The organism is Micromonospora parathelypteridis (genome assembly GCF_014201145.1).
Lineage (GTDB): Bacteria > Actinomycetota > Actinomycetes > Mycobacteriales > Micromonosporaceae > Micromonospora > Micromonospora parathelypteridis.
On record NZ_JACHDP010000001.1, the window covers coordinates 3,224,831 to 3,238,151 of the forward strand.

The 13,321-nt window shown below is 71.5% G+C and carries 15 protein-coding genes; 8 read left to right on the forward strand and 7 right to left on the reverse strand.

Annotated elements, in window-relative coordinates; translation table 11 throughout:
• Positions 1-3: 3 nt before the first annotated feature.
• Genes HNR20_RS14415 through HNR20_RS14425 form a run of 3 tightly spaced genes read right to left on the reverse strand, consistent with a single transcriptional unit; the run spans position 4 to position 2,717 of the window.
• Positions 4-432, reverse strand: coding sequence for a SufE family protein (locus tag HNR20_RS14415; RefSeq protein ID WP_184180086.1), 429 nt, complete (start codon positions 430-432; stop codon positions 4-6).
• A 32-nt stretch (positions 433-464) separates the two neighbouring features.
• Positions 465-890 carry a CBS domain-containing protein gene (locus tag HNR20_RS14420; protein WP_184180089.1) on the reverse strand — a complete coding sequence of 142 codons (426 nt, stop codon included), beginning with the start codon at positions 888-890 and terminating at the stop codon, positions 465-467.
• A 57-nt stretch (positions 891-947) separates the two neighbouring features.
• The gene (locus tag HNR20_RS14425; RefSeq protein ID WP_184180092.1) at positions 948-2,717 is read right to left on the reverse strand and encodes a proline--tRNA ligase; all 1,770 of its coding nucleotides are present in this window, start codon (positions 2,715-2,717) and stop codon (positions 948-950) included.
• 179 nt (positions 2,718-2,896) lie between these two features.
• On the opposite strand from HNR20_RS14425, the gene HNR20_RS14430 reads away from it, so the two are divergent.
• The 6 genes from HNR20_RS14430 (at position 2,897) to HNR20_RS14455 (ending at position 8,352) form a co-directional block, all read left to right on the forward strand.
• On the forward strand, positions 2,897-3,427 hold the full coding sequence (locus tag HNR20_RS14430; protein WP_184180095.1) for a SigE family RNA polymerase sigma factor: 531 nt from the start codon (positions 2,897-2,899) through the stop codon (positions 3,425-3,427).
• A complete protein-coding gene (locus HNR20_RS14435) occupies positions 3,424-4,608 on the forward strand; it encodes a hypothetical protein (RefSeq protein WP_184180098.1) in 1,185 nt (394 codons plus the stop codon). Before HNR20_RS14430 ends, HNR20_RS14435 begins: the two co-directional genes overlap by 4 nt.
• Positions 4,609-4,839: 231 nt before the next feature.
• Positions 4,840-5,988: a hypothetical protein gene (locus HNR20_RS14440; RefSeq protein WP_184180101.1), complete on the forward strand. Its 1,149-nt coding sequence runs from the start codon at positions 4,840-4,842 to the stop codon at positions 5,986-5,988.
• A 119-nt stretch (positions 5,989-6,107) separates the two neighbouring features.
• Entirely contained in the window at positions 6,108-6,875 is a 768-nt protein-coding gene (locus HNR20_RS14445) for an SGNH/GDSL hydrolase family protein (protein WP_184180104.1), read from the forward strand.
• A gap of 2 nt (positions 6,876-6,877) precedes the next feature.
• Complete coding sequence (locus HNR20_RS14450; RefSeq protein ID WP_184180107.1) at positions 6,878-7,324, forward strand: hypothetical protein; 447 nt, start codon at positions 6,878-6,880, stop codon at positions 7,322-7,324.
• 125 nt (positions 7,325-7,449) lie between these two features.
• Positions 7,450-8,352, forward strand: coding sequence for a sulfurtransferase (locus HNR20_RS14455; protein WP_184180110.1), 903 nt, complete (start codon positions 7,450-7,452; stop codon positions 8,350-8,352).
• A 119-nt stretch (positions 8,353-8,471) separates the two neighbouring features.
• Here the strand turns inward: HNR20_RS14455 and HNR20_RS14460 are convergent, their stop codons facing one another.
• The 3 genes from HNR20_RS14460 to HNR20_RS14470 form a co-directional block, all read right to left on the reverse strand.
• A complete protein-coding gene (locus tag HNR20_RS14460; RefSeq protein WP_184180113.1) occupies positions 8,472-9,659 on the reverse strand; it encodes a hypothetical protein in 1,188 nt (395 codons plus the stop codon).
• Positions 9,656-10,204 (reverse strand): SigE family RNA polymerase sigma factor, encoded by a 549-nt coding sequence (locus HNR20_RS14465; RefSeq protein ID WP_184180116.1) that lies wholly within the window; start codon positions 10,202-10,204, stop codon positions 9,656-9,658. Before HNR20_RS14465 ends, HNR20_RS14460 begins: the two co-directional genes overlap by 4 nt.
• Before the next feature lie 68 nt (positions 10,205-10,272).
• Positions 10,273-10,854, reverse strand: coding sequence for a TetR/AcrR family transcriptional regulator (locus HNR20_RS14470; protein ID WP_184180119.1), 582 nt, complete (start codon positions 10,852-10,854; stop codon positions 10,273-10,275).
• 105 nt (positions 10,855-10,959) lie between these two features.
• Between HNR20_RS14470 and HNR20_RS14475 the strand changes: the two genes are divergently transcribed.
• Positions 10,960-12,120, forward strand: coding sequence for an FAD-dependent oxidoreductase (locus HNR20_RS14475; protein ID WP_184180122.1), 1,161 nt, complete (start codon positions 10,960-10,962; stop codon positions 12,118-12,120).
• A 35-nt stretch (positions 12,121-12,155) separates the two neighbouring features.
• Here the strand turns inward: HNR20_RS14475 and HNR20_RS14480 are convergent, their stop codons facing one another.
• Positions 12,156-12,602 carry an anthrone oxygenase family protein gene (locus tag HNR20_RS14480; RefSeq protein WP_184180125.1) on the reverse strand — a complete coding sequence of 149 codons (447 nt, stop codon included), beginning with the start codon at positions 12,600-12,602 and terminating at the stop codon, positions 12,156-12,158.
• Positions 12,603-12,693: 91 nt separating this feature from the next.
• On the opposite strand from HNR20_RS14480, the gene HNR20_RS14485 reads away from it, so the two are divergent.
• Positions 12,694-13,272, forward strand: a complete 579-nt coding sequence (locus HNR20_RS14485) for a TetR/AcrR family transcriptional regulator (RefSeq protein ID WP_184180129.1) — start codon at positions 12,694-12,696, stop codon at positions 13,270-13,272.
• Positions 13,273-13,321: the final 49 nt, after the last annotated feature.

Sequence of the window (13,321 nt, forward strand, 5' to 3'; positions counted from 1 at the left end):
CGATCAGTCGAGTTGTTCCCGGATCTGACGCTTGAGGCGACCCAGGATCGCCGTGCCACCGCGTACCCGCAGCGGGCTGATCGCCTGCGCCAGACCCATCCGCTGGTAGAGGTCGTCCGGAACGGCCAGCACCTGCTCGGCGCTCGCGCCCGCCAGGCCCTCGGCGAGGATCCCGGCGAACGCCCGGGTGGTGGGCGCCTCCGGTGGGCAGTCGAAGAGCGTCTCCACGGTGCCCTCCGGGGTCACCCGGGCGCGCAGGAAGAACGCCGTCTGACACTCCGGGACCTGCTCCATGCCCTCGCGCTCGGCGGCGCCCGGCGGCAGCGCCGGGATGACGTCGGCGTACTCCAGGAGCATTTCCAACACCAGGTCGCGCGGCGCGGCGGCGAACTCGTCGACGATCTCGGCCAGTCGGGCCGGCATATCAGCCATGTGTCGAGGCTACCGCCGCCGTGCGGGGCTCCTCAGACGGTGGGCGACTGCTCGCTGATCTCGCTGAGGGCGCTGGTGGGGTCGAGCTGCATGGCCAGGTCGCCGAGCGAGACGATGCCGACCAGCTTGCGATCACTGTCACAGACCAGCACCCGCCGGATGCCCCGGTCCCGCATGAGCGCCGCCGCCTCACCCGCCGTGCAGTGCTGCTCGATCATGACCACCTCGCGGGTGACGATCGAGCCGATGGTGGTGGCCGCGGGGGAGCTGTTCTCCGCCACGGCCCGCACCACGATGTCCCGGTCGGTCAACATGCCGGCGAGGCTGGCGCCGTCGGTGACCACCACGTCACCGATGTCGGCCTCCTTCATCACCCTGGCCGCCTCGTCCAGGGTGGTCTCCACCGGCAGATACACGACTTGCTTGGTCATCACGTCACTGACCCGGTAATCGGTCATGAGAGCCTCCACGAGCGTTTCCAGTCGATCCGACTGCACTACCCCGTGACGTGGCAGCTACACCAGGTTTCCACGATCCTGGCGCACCTCGTGGACAAGCCGGTCCACCAGACCGTCCAGCGGTAGCTCCGTGCGCGCGTCGTTGGCCCGCTCACGCAGCTCGACGTACCCGTCGGCGAGCCGGCGGCCGACCACGACGGCCCGGGGAATGCCGATCAGCTCGGCGTCGGTGAACTTGACCCCGGCCGAGACGTGCGTGCGGTCGTCGAGCAGCACCCGCAGGCCGGCGGCGTCGAGGCGCCCGCCGAGCTCCAAGGCCGCGTCGAGCTGCGGGCCCTTGCCCGCAACCACCAGGTGTACGTCGCACGGCGCGATCGCCGCCGGCCAGATCAGCCCCCGGTCGTCGTGGTGCTGCTCGGCGACCGCCGCCACCGCCCGGGACACCCCGATGCCGTAGCAGCCCATGGTCGGCCGGACCGGCTTCCCGGCCGGCCCGAGCACGTCGACCGCGAACGCGTCGGTGAACCGGCGTCCGAGCTGGAAGATGTGCCCGATCTCGATGCCCCGCCGGATCGTCAGCTCGCCCGCGTCGCAGTCGGGGCAGGGGTCGCCGGCGCGCACGTCGGCCGCCTCGATGGTGCCGTCGGGCGTGAAGTCCCGTCCGCACACCACGTCGGTCGCGTGCCGGCCCGGCTCGTTCGCCCCGGTCAACCAGGCCGACCCGGCCACCACCCGGGGATCGACCAGGTAACGGATGCCCAGCTTGTCGAGCAGTTGCGGCCCGATGTACCCGCGGACCAGCTCGGGATGGTCGGCCCACTCCTCGAAGACGGCCACCTGGGCCGGGTGCAGGGCGGCACCGACCCGTTTCAGGTCGACCTCCCGGTCGCCCGGCAGCCCGACCACCAGAGGCTCGGCCCGGTCCGCGCCCGGCTGCCGAACGGACAGCACGACGTTCTTCAGGGTGTCGGCGGCCGTCCAGCCGTCCCGACCGCCCAGCCGGCGGACGTTGGCCAGCTCCACCAGGCTCGCGATCGTCGGAGTCTCCGGTGTGTCGTGCACCTCGGCAGTCGGCTGCGCGGCGGGGTCACCGGCAACCGGCGCCCGGGTGATCACCGCCTCGGTGTTGGCCGCGTAGTCGCAGGCGGTACAGCCGACGAAGGTGTCCTCGCCGACCGGCGTCGCCGCCAGGAACTCCTCCGACGCGGAGCCGCCCATCGCGCCGGACATCGCCTGCACCACCGTGTAGTCCAGGCCCAACCGGTCGAAGATCCGCCGGTACGCCGCTCGATGCCGTGCGTACGCGTCGCGCAGCCCAGCCTCGTCCAGGTCGAAGGAGTACGCGTCCTTCATCAGGAACTCGCGGCCCCGCAGCAGCCCGGCGCGGGGCCGCGCCTCGTCGCGGAACTTCGTCTGCACCTGGAAGAGCGTCACCGGGAAGTCCCGGTAGGAGGTGAACAGGTCCTTGACCAGCAGCGCCGCCATCTCCTCGTGGGTGGGCGCCAACAGGTGCTCGGCGCCGCGCCGGTCGGCGAGGGTGAAGATGTCGTCGCCGTACTCCGTCCACCGGCCGCTCGTCCGGTAGGGGTCGGCGGGCAGCAGCGCCGGGAAGTGCACCTCCTGGTCACCGATCGCGAACAACTCGCCACGCACCACCTCGGTGATCCGGTCCAGCACCAGCTTGCCCAACGGCAGCCAGGTGTAGCCGCCCGGCGCGGCGCGACGGATGTAACCGGCGCGCAGGAGGAGCCGGTGGCTCGGCACCTCCGCGTCGGCCGGGTCCTCGCGCAGGGTTCGCAGCAACAGGGTCGACATGCGCAGCAGCATGGGTGCAGCGTAGGGCCGCGCCGATCGGACGAGCGAACCAATTCGTCCCATGGTCCGTTGCGGGCGGTCTCTGCGGACCGCCGAAAATCTCTGGTCTGGGCGGCAACCAACGTTGCCTGGGGCGACGTCTGGGAAGGCATCAAGCCCTTCACGCACCACTACCCGAAGGATCGGCTCGTGTGGACCCATCGCTGAGTGAGTTCGACTCGTTCGTCCGTACCCGCACCGCGGCGCTGCTGCGCTCGGCGTATCTGCTGACCGGGGATCAGCACCTGGCCGAGGACCTGGTCCAGTCGGCCCTGGCCCGGACTCACCGCTCGTGGAGCCGGCTGCACCACAGTGGTAACGCCGAGGCGTACACCCGCAAGACCATGTACCACCTGCAGGTGTCCTGGTGGCGGCGACGCCGGGTACCCGAGTCGATGCCGGGCGATCTGCCGGAGCCACGCGGAGGCGACTCGGGCCTGGACCACGCGCAACAGACGAGCCTGCGGCTCACTCTCCGGGCGGCGCTGGCGAAGCTCTCCCCGAAACAGCGGGCCGTGCTGGTGCTGAGGTTCTTCGAGGACCGCACCGAGGCCGAGGCTGCCGAACTGCTCGGCGTCACGGTCGGCACCGTCAAGAGCCAGACGGCCAAGTCGCTGGCCAAGTTGCGCGCCGTCGCGCCCGAACTCGCCGAGCTGTACGTCCTGGAAGGGAGCACCCGATGAACGACCAGCGCCTTCGGCTCGACCTGACCGACCTGGCCGAGGAGGTCACCGTGGTCGACCTCCGGGACCGGACCCTGCGTACGTCCCGCCGTCTCGGTGTCCAGCGCGCGGTGGCCACGTCGGCCGCCGCATTGGTGCTGATCGCGGCGGCGACCGGGACCGCCCTCGCCATCCGCCCCAACCAGTCCCCGTCCCCACTCCCCGCGGACACCCCGTCGATCACCGCGACGCCCACGCCGACGCAGTCGCCCAGCCCGACGCCGTCCACCAGCACCGTTGACGACGACGCCCCGCCCAGTGGCGGGCCCGGAACGAACACGCCGACCATGGAAATCGGAAAGCTCTTCTACGGCCCCGCCGAGATGACCGACGCGACGACCACGAACCTGCGGTCCTGGCGCCCCGGCGACAGCCCCGTACGTCTACTTGCGCTGCCCACGATCACAGCGTTGGTCAACGCGAACATCTCACCGGACGGCCAGCGGGTGGCCTGGGTGGACATGGCGGACAGCGGCGGGGGCACCCTCTACGTCGCGAACGTCGACGGCTCCGCCAAGCAGGCGGTGCGCGCGAACGTCGACGGGGACTGTGTCGCGCCTGCCTGGTCGCCCGACAGCCGACACCTGCTGTTCCGCGAGACTCTGCCGTCCGGCGAGCCAGACCGTTACGGAGTGCTGGACACCCGTAGCGGAACGAAGACGGTCACCTGGTGGGCGGGGCGGGCGTTGGGATGTCACGCCCTCTGGTCGGCGGATGGCAAGACCATCGCCATGCGGGTAGACGGCGGGGTGACTCTCTACGGCACGGACGGCAGGAAGCGCGGCTCAGTGCCCGGCTTCACTCCCGCGGACGGGTTCTGCGACGACGTCACCAGCCTCGCCCCGGACGGAACCCGGATTGCCCAGTACCGGCCGAAGCCGGGCGATGACGGCACCGACGTCGCCCGCGACCTGCGGGTCAACGAGGTTCTGGACACCCGCACCGGCAAACAGGTCGCGTTGCCGCTGAATGGACGAACTCTGCGGCAGGTGTACTTCCAGTCCGACGGCTCGATGGTTGTGCGGGTCCAGGCCGGCAGCGCGCATGCAGTGCTGCTGGTGGACGCGGACGGTAGGAAGATCTCCGAGGTCGCCGAGCCGGCGAGCCTGAAGGATATGCGGATCCTGGCCGTCGTGGACTGACCGACCAGCACGGTGAAGGGCGGGTCACCCTCGGGTGGCCCGCCCTTTTGGCGTCTCCACCTCGAATGTCGGAGCGGTGTTGATCACCGTGCGTGATCCGTCGAAAAGGTTGCCGGTGCGGAGGGATCCGGCTGTCGGATAGTGGCGTCCGGAGGCGGCAACTCACCAGGATCAAGGGCTCGTCTTGGGTGGTGTCCTGCTCGGTCACGAACTCCATCAAGGAGCGACACCATGAACCTCGGCCCGTTCACCTACCCGACCCGCGCTGCCGCACCAGCCCACCGCTCCCGCGCACTCGTCGGCACTGCCGCACTGCTGTTCCTGGCATTCGGTGCCGCAGCCTGCGGGGCCACCGGCCCGAAAGCGGCAACCACCCCCGCCGCCGAAGCGGCAACCACCCCCGACAACGCCGTTACCGCGACCGGCGACCCCTCGGCGGCCGGTGGCGGCGGCTCCGTGCCGAACGCGAGCCCCGTCGCAGTGCCCGCCGCCTCCGCCCGCCCGGCTGCCACATCGACGCAGTGGCCGCAGCTGACCTGGTACACCCCGCAGGAGCTGGGCAAGAAGCAGAGCGACCCGGCTCGGATCTGGCGACGTACCCCCGCTGGGGACTGGCAGGTCGTTCGGACCGGCAACCCCGGCAACGGCACGGTCGCCGGCCCGATCGCCGTCTCACCGGACGGTCGGCGAGCCTCCTGGATGGAGTCGTCCGCCCGCCGGTTGGTGATCAGCGACTTCGACGGCACCAAACAGACCGCCGTGCCGACGGATGGCCCGCTGACCTGCGCGCCGAGCTGGCTCGACGCCGAGCGCGTGCTGTATGGCCAGGGCACGGAGAACGACTGGACGTTGATCGCCATCGACGCCGACGGGACCGGCCGGAAGGTGCTCGCCACCCATCAGACGAAGTGCCCGACGGTGTCCGGCGGGTGGGTCGCCCAGTTCGACGACCGGACGGTCGACATCCGCACCGAGCGCGCTACCGGGCGCGTGATCAAGCCCCGCATTCCGAGCGGTCTCGTCATCGACCGAGTGGCCGCTGTCTCCGCCGACGGCCGGACCCTGGTGCTCAGCACCCACGTCCCCAACGCAGGTGAGTGTGGCTGTGGCTGGCGGTTCCGCAACTACCGCGTCGACGCCGCCAGCGGGGCGGCCACCGAGCTGGCGCCGCTGGAGAGCGCCTGGACCAAGCCGACCGGCCACGGTCAGGCCATCGCAGCGGTCATCGCCGCCGACGGCGGCCTGGTGGTCCAGGTCAACGCCGGGACGCCGGCCGACGACCGGGCGAAGTACCGGCTGGTTCGTCATGCCGCCGACGGTCGGGTGCTGAGCAACGCGGCGGTGACCGTCGATCAGGGTTGGGGCGGCCTGCTGGGCTGAGCGGCCGGCGTGGCGGTTGTCCATGACCTCCGCCACGTCGCCCGATCGGGGCAGTATCCGCCATGCCTCCGGTGAAAGACTGGTAGCCGCAGGCAACGAACGGCGTAAGGGGAACGCGGGTGGGCTGGCGCAGTTTTGTCGCGGTCGGGGACAGTTTCACCGAGGGCATGGATGACGCGTACCCGGACGGCACCTACCGGGGCTGGGCCGACCTGGTGGCGACCCGGCTCGCCGTCGAGGCGGGCCCTGACTTCCGGTACGCGAACCTCGCCATCCGGGGCCGCCTCTTCCCCGGGGTGGTCGCCGAGCAGGTGCCGGCGGCGGTGGCGATGAAGCCCGACCTGATCAGCTTCGCGGCCGGAGGCAACGACGTGCTGCGCCGCACCTTCGACCCGGACACGCTGGTTGCCCGCTTCGACGAGGTGGTCCGGCAACTGCGTTCCGGCGGCGCCGACGTGCTGCTCTTCCGGTTCGCCGACGTGATGGCCCGACTGCCCGGCCAGCGCCTCGTCGCCCCTCGGGTGCAGTTGCTCAACCAGGCGGTCGGCGAGACCGCGGAACGCCACGGCGCGATCATGGTCGACCTGTACGCCGACGACACGTTCCTCAACCCGATGCTCTGGAGCACCGACCGGCTGCACCTGTCCCCGGCTGGCCACCGACGGGTTGCGGGGCAGGTGTTGAACGCCCTCGGGGTCGGGTGCGACGAGGAGTGGCTGATGGTCCCGCCGCACCCGACGCCGTCGCCGTGGTTGGCCGCCCGTGCCGCCGACGTGCGCTGGGCCGGTCAGCACCTCGCACCCTGGGTGAAGCGGCGGCTGACCGGTCGGTCGTCCGGCGACACGGTGACGGCGAAGCGTCCGCTGCTCGGGCCGATCGTCGACTGAGCGTGCTCACCCTGCACACCGCTCCGCTGCTGCGGCTCACCCCTGACGGCGAGCCGGTGCCGGAGCACGCCGTGCTGGTCGGCGGCGACCGGGTCCAGGCCGTCGGCCCGCTGGCTGAGTTGGCTGAGGCGTACGCGGGCGTTCGGGTCCGTCGTTGGCCCGGCACGCTGGGGCCGGGTCTGCTGCACGACGGCCCGCTGCCGGCGGCGCCCACCCCGCGTGAGCGGGTGCACGCCCTGCTGCGCAACGGGGTGACGGCGGTGTTGGTGGAGCACCTCGCCGATCCGGCGCTGCGGGCCGCCGTCGAGAGAGGCGACCTGCTGGTGCTGTCCACAGCCGTGCCGCCGACGCTGCTTGCGGGCGGGCGGGCCGACCTTGCTGTCCATGGTGCCGACGGCGCGTGCCTGGTGACCGTGGTCGCCGGCCGGATCGCCCACCGCCGCGCCTGACCGTCACTGCCTCCGGAGCACTCTGCCGGATATGGGGGCCCCGGTTGCGTTCCCCACGCCACATCTGCGGCCCCCGATCCTCGATGGCGGGCCGTCCGGTCGCGTTGCGGCGTAGTTTGGGGATCATGTCTGTGCCGAACGATCCTGATCCCCGCCTCCAGTCGTACGCGGACCCGCGGCGCTTGGTGACCACCGAATGGCTGGCCGAGCACCTGGGCGACGAGGGCCTCGTCGTCGTGGAGTCCGACGAGGACGTGCTGCTCTACGAATCCGGTCACATCCCCGGTGCTGTCAAGGTCGACTGGCACCTGGAACTGAACGACCAGGTGACCCGGGACTACCTGGATGCCAAGAGCTTCGCCGAGTTGTGCGCCGCGAAGGGCATCGGCCGGGGCGACACGATCGTCTTCTACGGCGACAACTTCAACTGGTGGGCCGCGTACGCCCTCTGGGTGTTCTCGCTCTTCGGCCACGCCGACGTGCGGCTGCTCGACGGCGGCCGGCAGAAGTGGATCGCCGAGGGGCGCGGGGTGACCCGCGACAAGCCGGCTCGCCCCCGCGCCGACTACCCGGTGCCACTGCGCGACGACGCGCCGCTGCGGGCCTACCGTGAGCAGGTCATGGCGCACATCGCCGCTGGTCGTCCGCTGGTCGACGTCCGGTCGCCGGGTGAGTACACCGGCGAGATGCTGCACATGCCGGACTACCCGCAGGAGGGTGCGCTGCGTGGTGGGCACATCCCGGGCGCGGTCAGCAAGCCGTGGAAGTCCGCCGCAAATGAGGACGGCACGTTCAAGACGTTCGACGAGCTGCGGGCGATCTACGCTGACCAGCTCGGGCTCAGCCCGGACGACGACGTAGTCGCGTACTGCCGGATCGGTGAGCGGTCCAGTCACACCTGGTTCGTGCTGCGGCACCTGCTGGGCTACCCGCAGGTGCGCAACTACGACGGCTCGTGGACCGAGTGGGGCAACCTGGTCCGAGCCCCCGTCGTCAAGGGCGAGCAGCCCGGCGGCCTCGCCGCCTGACTGCTCTGCGGCCTCGCCGCCTGACTGCTCTGCGGCCTCGCCGCCTGACTGCTCTGCGGCCTCGCCGCCTGAGCAGCCCCAACCGTTCCCGCGCGACCACGGCCGCGCGGGAACGGTGCTCAGCCGGCGAGCGCCACCATCCCGCGCAGGTCGCGGACCACGCCGGTGATCTCGCCGGTCTCCGGGTCCCATCGCGCCACGGCGGCCGGGGCCAGCTGGAGCAGCACGGCACCCTTGTTGTCCCAGCCCAGCACGGGGCAGCAGCCTTTGCTCCGGTCCCGGCCCAGGTCGAGCACGTGCGCCACCGCGCCGGTGCGGGCGTCCAGCACGGCCACCCCCTCGGCACCGTCGATCTCGCCGCTGGTGATCCACGCCGCGCTGGCCACGCGTCCGCCGTGCAGCCAGCCGCGGCCGTAGAACTCGTTGATCTGATACGGCGAGGGCAGCGCCGAGCTGGTGATCGGTTGTTCGGAGCGGGTCGTGCCCTCGCGGGCGGTCCGACTGCGCAGCTTGAGGCCGCTCCGCTCCCCGACCATCTCGATCAGGGCTGCCTCGCGGCCGGCCGCCGGGTCCGGTGCGGCCACGACCCAGGCCGACACGTCGATCGTGCTGGCGGCCCCGGTGACCCGGTCCACCGCGTACGTCCGGTCGTCGCCGCCGACCAGCACCCGGTCGTTCGCCCAGACCACCAGTTCCAGGTAGCCGTCGAGGGGGATCCGACGCACGCCCGCGGTGGTGAGGTCGACCATGATCAACTCGTTGGTCTGCGCGAATGCGGCTGACCGACCGTCCGGCGACAGCACCCCGGGCTTCACCGCGGCCGCCTGGTTGCCGCCCGCGTCCCGGGTGGGCGCGAGCGTCACCACATCGAGACTGCGCACCACGCCGTCATTGCCGAGCACGCGAATCGGTCCGTTCGCGTGGAGCTCCTCGTCCAACGGCTGAAACAGCGCCAGCGCCCGCTCGACCGGTCGCTCGGAGAGCCGCACGGTCGCCGGGCCGCTGAGCCGGGCCAGCGGATCGGGCGGGAAGGTCAGCTCGGCGGGGGGCCGTTGCACGGGTGCGGCGTGGGTGGGTACGGCGGTCCGGGTCGGCGCCACCGGAATTTCCGGGGGCGGATTGGCGGGCGGTCGCAGAGCCGCCACCGTGCCACCGCCGACCAGTGCCACGGCCAGGGCGACCGCGCCGACGGCCCGTCGGGTACGCCGGGTACGTCGGGCCCGCTCCCAACCAGCTGTGGCCGGCTGGCTGGGCAGAACGTCCTCGACGCTGACGGTCAGCAGTTGGCGCAGGTCCTGCTCGTTCACGGGTTCACCTCCAGGCCGGTGGTCAGATCGGCCGCGCCCTGGCCCGGTCGGGCGTCGCGGGCGAGATCCGGGGCCACCTCGCGGAGCCGACGCAGCGCGGCATGACACTGGCTTTTCACGGTGCCGACGGTCACCCCGAGCGCCTCGGCGGTGGCGACCTCGGTCAGGTCCTCGTAGTAGCGCAGCACCAGGACTGCCCGCTGCCGTGGCGGCAGCATGCCGAGCGCGTCGTGCAGTGTCAGCCGCAACGCGCCGTCCCGGTCGTGGGCCACCTGCTCCGGCGGGGAAGCGCTGAGCCATTCCCGCCGCCGTCGACGCCACCACGACACCGCGTCCCGGTAGAGGATGGCCCGCACGTACGCGGAGGGATCGCCGTCCCGGACCGAGGTCCAGCGCAGCGCCAGCTTGAGCAGGGCGTCCTGGAGAAGATCTTCGGCTTGGTGCCGGTTGCCACAGATCAGGTAGGCCGCGCGGAGCAGCCGGTGTTGGTGGCTCTCCACGAAGGCGAGGTAGCCGTCGCGGCCGTCGTTCCCCGTCGGTGCCATTCGCCCCCCTCCCGGCCGTCGCGTTACGCGTCACCTGGCAGACGCACGGGGAGGGGCAAAAGGTTGGGTCAGCTCTCCGGCGTCCCGGTGAGGTAGCGCTGCAGCGTCGGTGCGATCCAGGAGACCAGCTCCTCGGGTGGTGTGTCCACCATGGGTGGTAGGCGGATGATGTACCGGGTGAAGGCGAGGCCGAGGATCTGACTGGCCACCAGGCCGGCACGGCGGGCGGTCATCGCCGGGTCGGTGCCGAACACGGCCACAGCGGCGGTGAGCTGGTCGGCGAAGATGCCGCGCATGCGTTCGGCCGCGCCCGGATTGGTGCTGGCGGCGCGAAGCAACGCCACGAGCGTCTCGTCGCCTTCCCAGCGGGCGAGGAAATGCCGGACCAGCACCTCGCCGAGGTGAGTGGGCGGCACCGCCTCCAGATCGGGCAGGCGTAGGTCGAACTCGGCGGCCGCCGCGAAGAGCCCCTCTTTGCTGCCGTAGTAGCGCATGACCATTGACGGGTCGATCTGGGCGTCGGCGGCGATGGCCCGGATCGTGGCGCGCTCGTATCCGTCCGCCGCGAACCGTTCCCGGGCGGCTCGCAGGATCGCCGCGCGGGTGGCGTCGGAGCGGCGCGGATGGGTCGGCTGGGCGGACGCTGTCATGTCGACGACCGTATGCCAACAACTGTTGACACACAATCAGCAGCGCCTTAGCGTTGCCAACAAGTGTTTGCCAACAAGCGTTGGCATTGATCTGGAGGTGTGGACATGCTGCGCACGAGCACCGACGTCCTGGTGGTGGGCGCCGGCCCCACCGGTCTCGCCACCGCGCTGACGCTGGCCCGACGCGGGGTCGAGGTGACCGTGCTGGACCAACTGGCCGAGCCGCCGACGACCTCCCGCGCGGCGGTGGTGCACGCGTACACCCTGGAGGTGCTGGACGGGATCGGCGCCGCGGCGCCGCTGGTGGCCCAGGGAGTGCGGTCGCCGCGCTTCACCGTTCGTGACCGGGACCGGGTGTTGCTGTCGGTGCCGTTCCACGAGCTGCCGTCCCGCTTCCCCTACGCGCTGCTGGTCTCCCAGTCGGTCACCGAGGAGGTGCTCACCGAGCGGTTGGCCGACCTCGGCGTCCAGGTGCGGCGGCCGTGCCGGCTGACCGGGCTGGATGTGACTGCTGACGGGGTCCTCGCGCAGGTCGACGGTGAGGCGCTGCTGCGCGCCCGCTACGTGGTCGGTGCCGACGGCCTGCACAGCACCGTGCGGCAGGCGGCCGGCATCGCCTTCAACGGACTCAGCGACGCGGAGTCCTTCGTGCTCGCCGACGTGCGGGTGGACAGCGCCCTGCCCGACGAGGAGGTGGCGCTCTTCCTTGCCCGCTCCGGGCCGCTGGTCTGGGCGCCGCTTCCCGACGGCGTGGTCCGGCTGGTAGCCGCCGTGGCGGTGGCCCCGCCCGCACCGGACGTGGCGTACCTCCAGACGCTGCTCGACGAGCGTGGCCCGGCGCGACGCCCCGGCCGGGTGACCGAGGTGCTCTGGGGCTCCCGATTCCGGGTGCACCACCGGCTCGCCGACACCTTCCGAGCCGGGCCGGTGCTGCTGGCCGGGGACGCCGGGCACGTGCACAGCCCGGCTGGCGGGCAGGGCATGAACCTCGGCATCTGCGACGCGGTTGCCCTGGGCACCGCCGTGGCGGACGTGCTCGACGGAGGTCCGGAATCGCTGCTCGACGACTACACCGCCCGGCAGCGGCCGATGGCCGAGGACGTGCTGAGCTTCGCCGCCGGGCTGACCCGGCTGGCTGCCGTCTCCCCCGCCGGCCGTCCGGCCCGGGATGTGCTGCTCCGCCTGCTCGGCGCACTGCCGCCAGCCCGCCGGAAGGTCGCGCTGCGCCTGTCCGGGCTGTCCCATCGGGAACCGACACCGCGCTAGGCCACGTGCGCCGGGCGCGGTGTCGGCCTGCGGGCTCAGGTGAGGGCGGCGACCAACAGGGCGAAGGCGGCGATGATGACGGCGACGCGGACGTAGTGGAGGCGGTCCCAGCGGTTCATCTGCTGCTTCCAGTCCGCGGGCCTGTTCTCCGGGGTCCACGTCTTGCCCCGGTTGTTGATCGGGACGAGCAGCAGGATCGACATGATCACGCTGAGGGCCAGCAGCGCGCCGGCGGTGACGGTGAGGCCGTTGCCGTGCTGGTCCCATCTGGCGATGGCCCAGACCGCGACGAGGGCGAGCGAGGTGATGTACCAGAACGGCATCACGGCACCGAGCATCCGGCCCCCGTGGGCGCGGCCGAGTTGGCCACTGTCATCCGGGAGCGCGTTGAGGATCCGGTTGATGACGAAAGCGACGGAGAACTCCACCCCCACCAGCACGCCGACAAGCACGGTGGTGAACACCTCGAGCGCGTTGAACATGATGACCCTTCCTACAATCTAGCGTCGCTAGCTGATGGTGCGACGCTAGCATTGCTCTCGCTCGGTTGTCTAGCGGTGCTAGAATCCACTCATGTCGGTACAGGAACGCAAGCAACGCGAACGGGCGGAGCGCGAACGCCTCATCGTGGCGACAGCCCGCGAACTCGCCGAGCAGCAGGGCTGGGACGCGGTCACCACCCGCCGGCTGGCCGAGCGCATCGAATACAGCCAGCCCGTCCTCTACAGCCACTTCCGTGGCAAGCGCGAGATCATCGGCGCCGTCGCCCTCGACGGCGCCGCCGAGATGGCCGTGGCGCTGCGGGCCGCGACCTCCGCCGCCGACGGACCTCGCGCCCGGGTCACCGCCCTTGCCCGGGCCTACCTCGCATTCGCCGCACGCAACCCGGCGGTCTACGACGCCATGTTCGAGCTCGACGGCGGCCTGGCCTTCGCCAACGAGGACACCCCGGAACCTCTCAAGGACGCCTTCGCCGCCCTGCTGGAAACCCTCGGTGAAGTCGCCGGGGACGGCGTCCACCCGGGACTGTTCACCGAACTGTTCTGGGCGGCCCTGCACGGGCTGGCCACCCTGACCCGAGCGGGACGCCTGCCGCCGGAGGACACCGAGGCGAGGGTGGAGCTGCTGGTGAACCGGCTCGCCGTGATCTGACACACCAACCCGACGGGCGCGCAGCCCGCACCCGGCCGCTGCCCGCGCC

Coding starts and splice junctions, on each gene's coding strand:
- HNR20_RS14415 (WP_184180086.1), bottom strand. CDS start 432: ATGGCTGATATGCCGGCCCGACTGGCCGAGATCGTCGACGAGTTCGCC.
- HNR20_RS14420 (WP_184180089.1), bottom strand. CDS start 890: ATGACCGATTACCGGGTCAGTGACGTGATGACCAAGCAAGTCGTGTAT.
- HNR20_RS14425 (WP_184180092.1), bottom strand. CDS start 2,717: ATGCTGCTGCGCATGTCGACCCTGTTGCTGCGAACCCTGCGCGAGGAC.
- HNR20_RS14435 (WP_184180098.1), top strand. CDS start 3,424: ATGAACGACCAGCGCCTTCGGCTCGACCTGACCGACCTGGCCGAGGAG.
- HNR20_RS14440 (WP_184180101.1), top strand. CDS start 4,840: ATGAACCTCGGCCCGTTCACCTACCCGACCCGCGCTGCCGCACCAGCC.
- HNR20_RS14455 (WP_184180110.1), top strand. CDS start 7,450: ATGTCTGTGCCGAACGATCCTGATCCCCGCCTCCAGTCGTACGCGGAC.
- HNR20_RS14465 (WP_184180116.1), bottom strand. CDS start 10,204: ATGGCACCGACGGGGAACGACGGCCGCGACGGCTACCTCGCCTTCGTG.
- HNR20_RS14470 (WP_184180119.1), bottom strand. CDS start 10,854: ATGACAGCGTCCGCCCAGCCGACCCATCCGCGCCGCTCCGACGCCACC.
- HNR20_RS14475 (WP_184180122.1), top strand. CDS start 10,960: ATGCTGCGCACGAGCACCGACGTCCTGGTGGTGGGCGCCGGCCCCACC.
- HNR20_RS14480 (WP_184180125.1), bottom strand. CDS start 12,602: ATGTTCAACGCGCTCGAGGTGTTCACCACCGTGCTTGTCGGCGTGCTG.
- HNR20_RS14485 (WP_184180129.1), top strand. CDS start 12,694: ATGTCGGTACAGGAACGCAAGCAACGCGAACGGGCGGAGCGCGAACGC.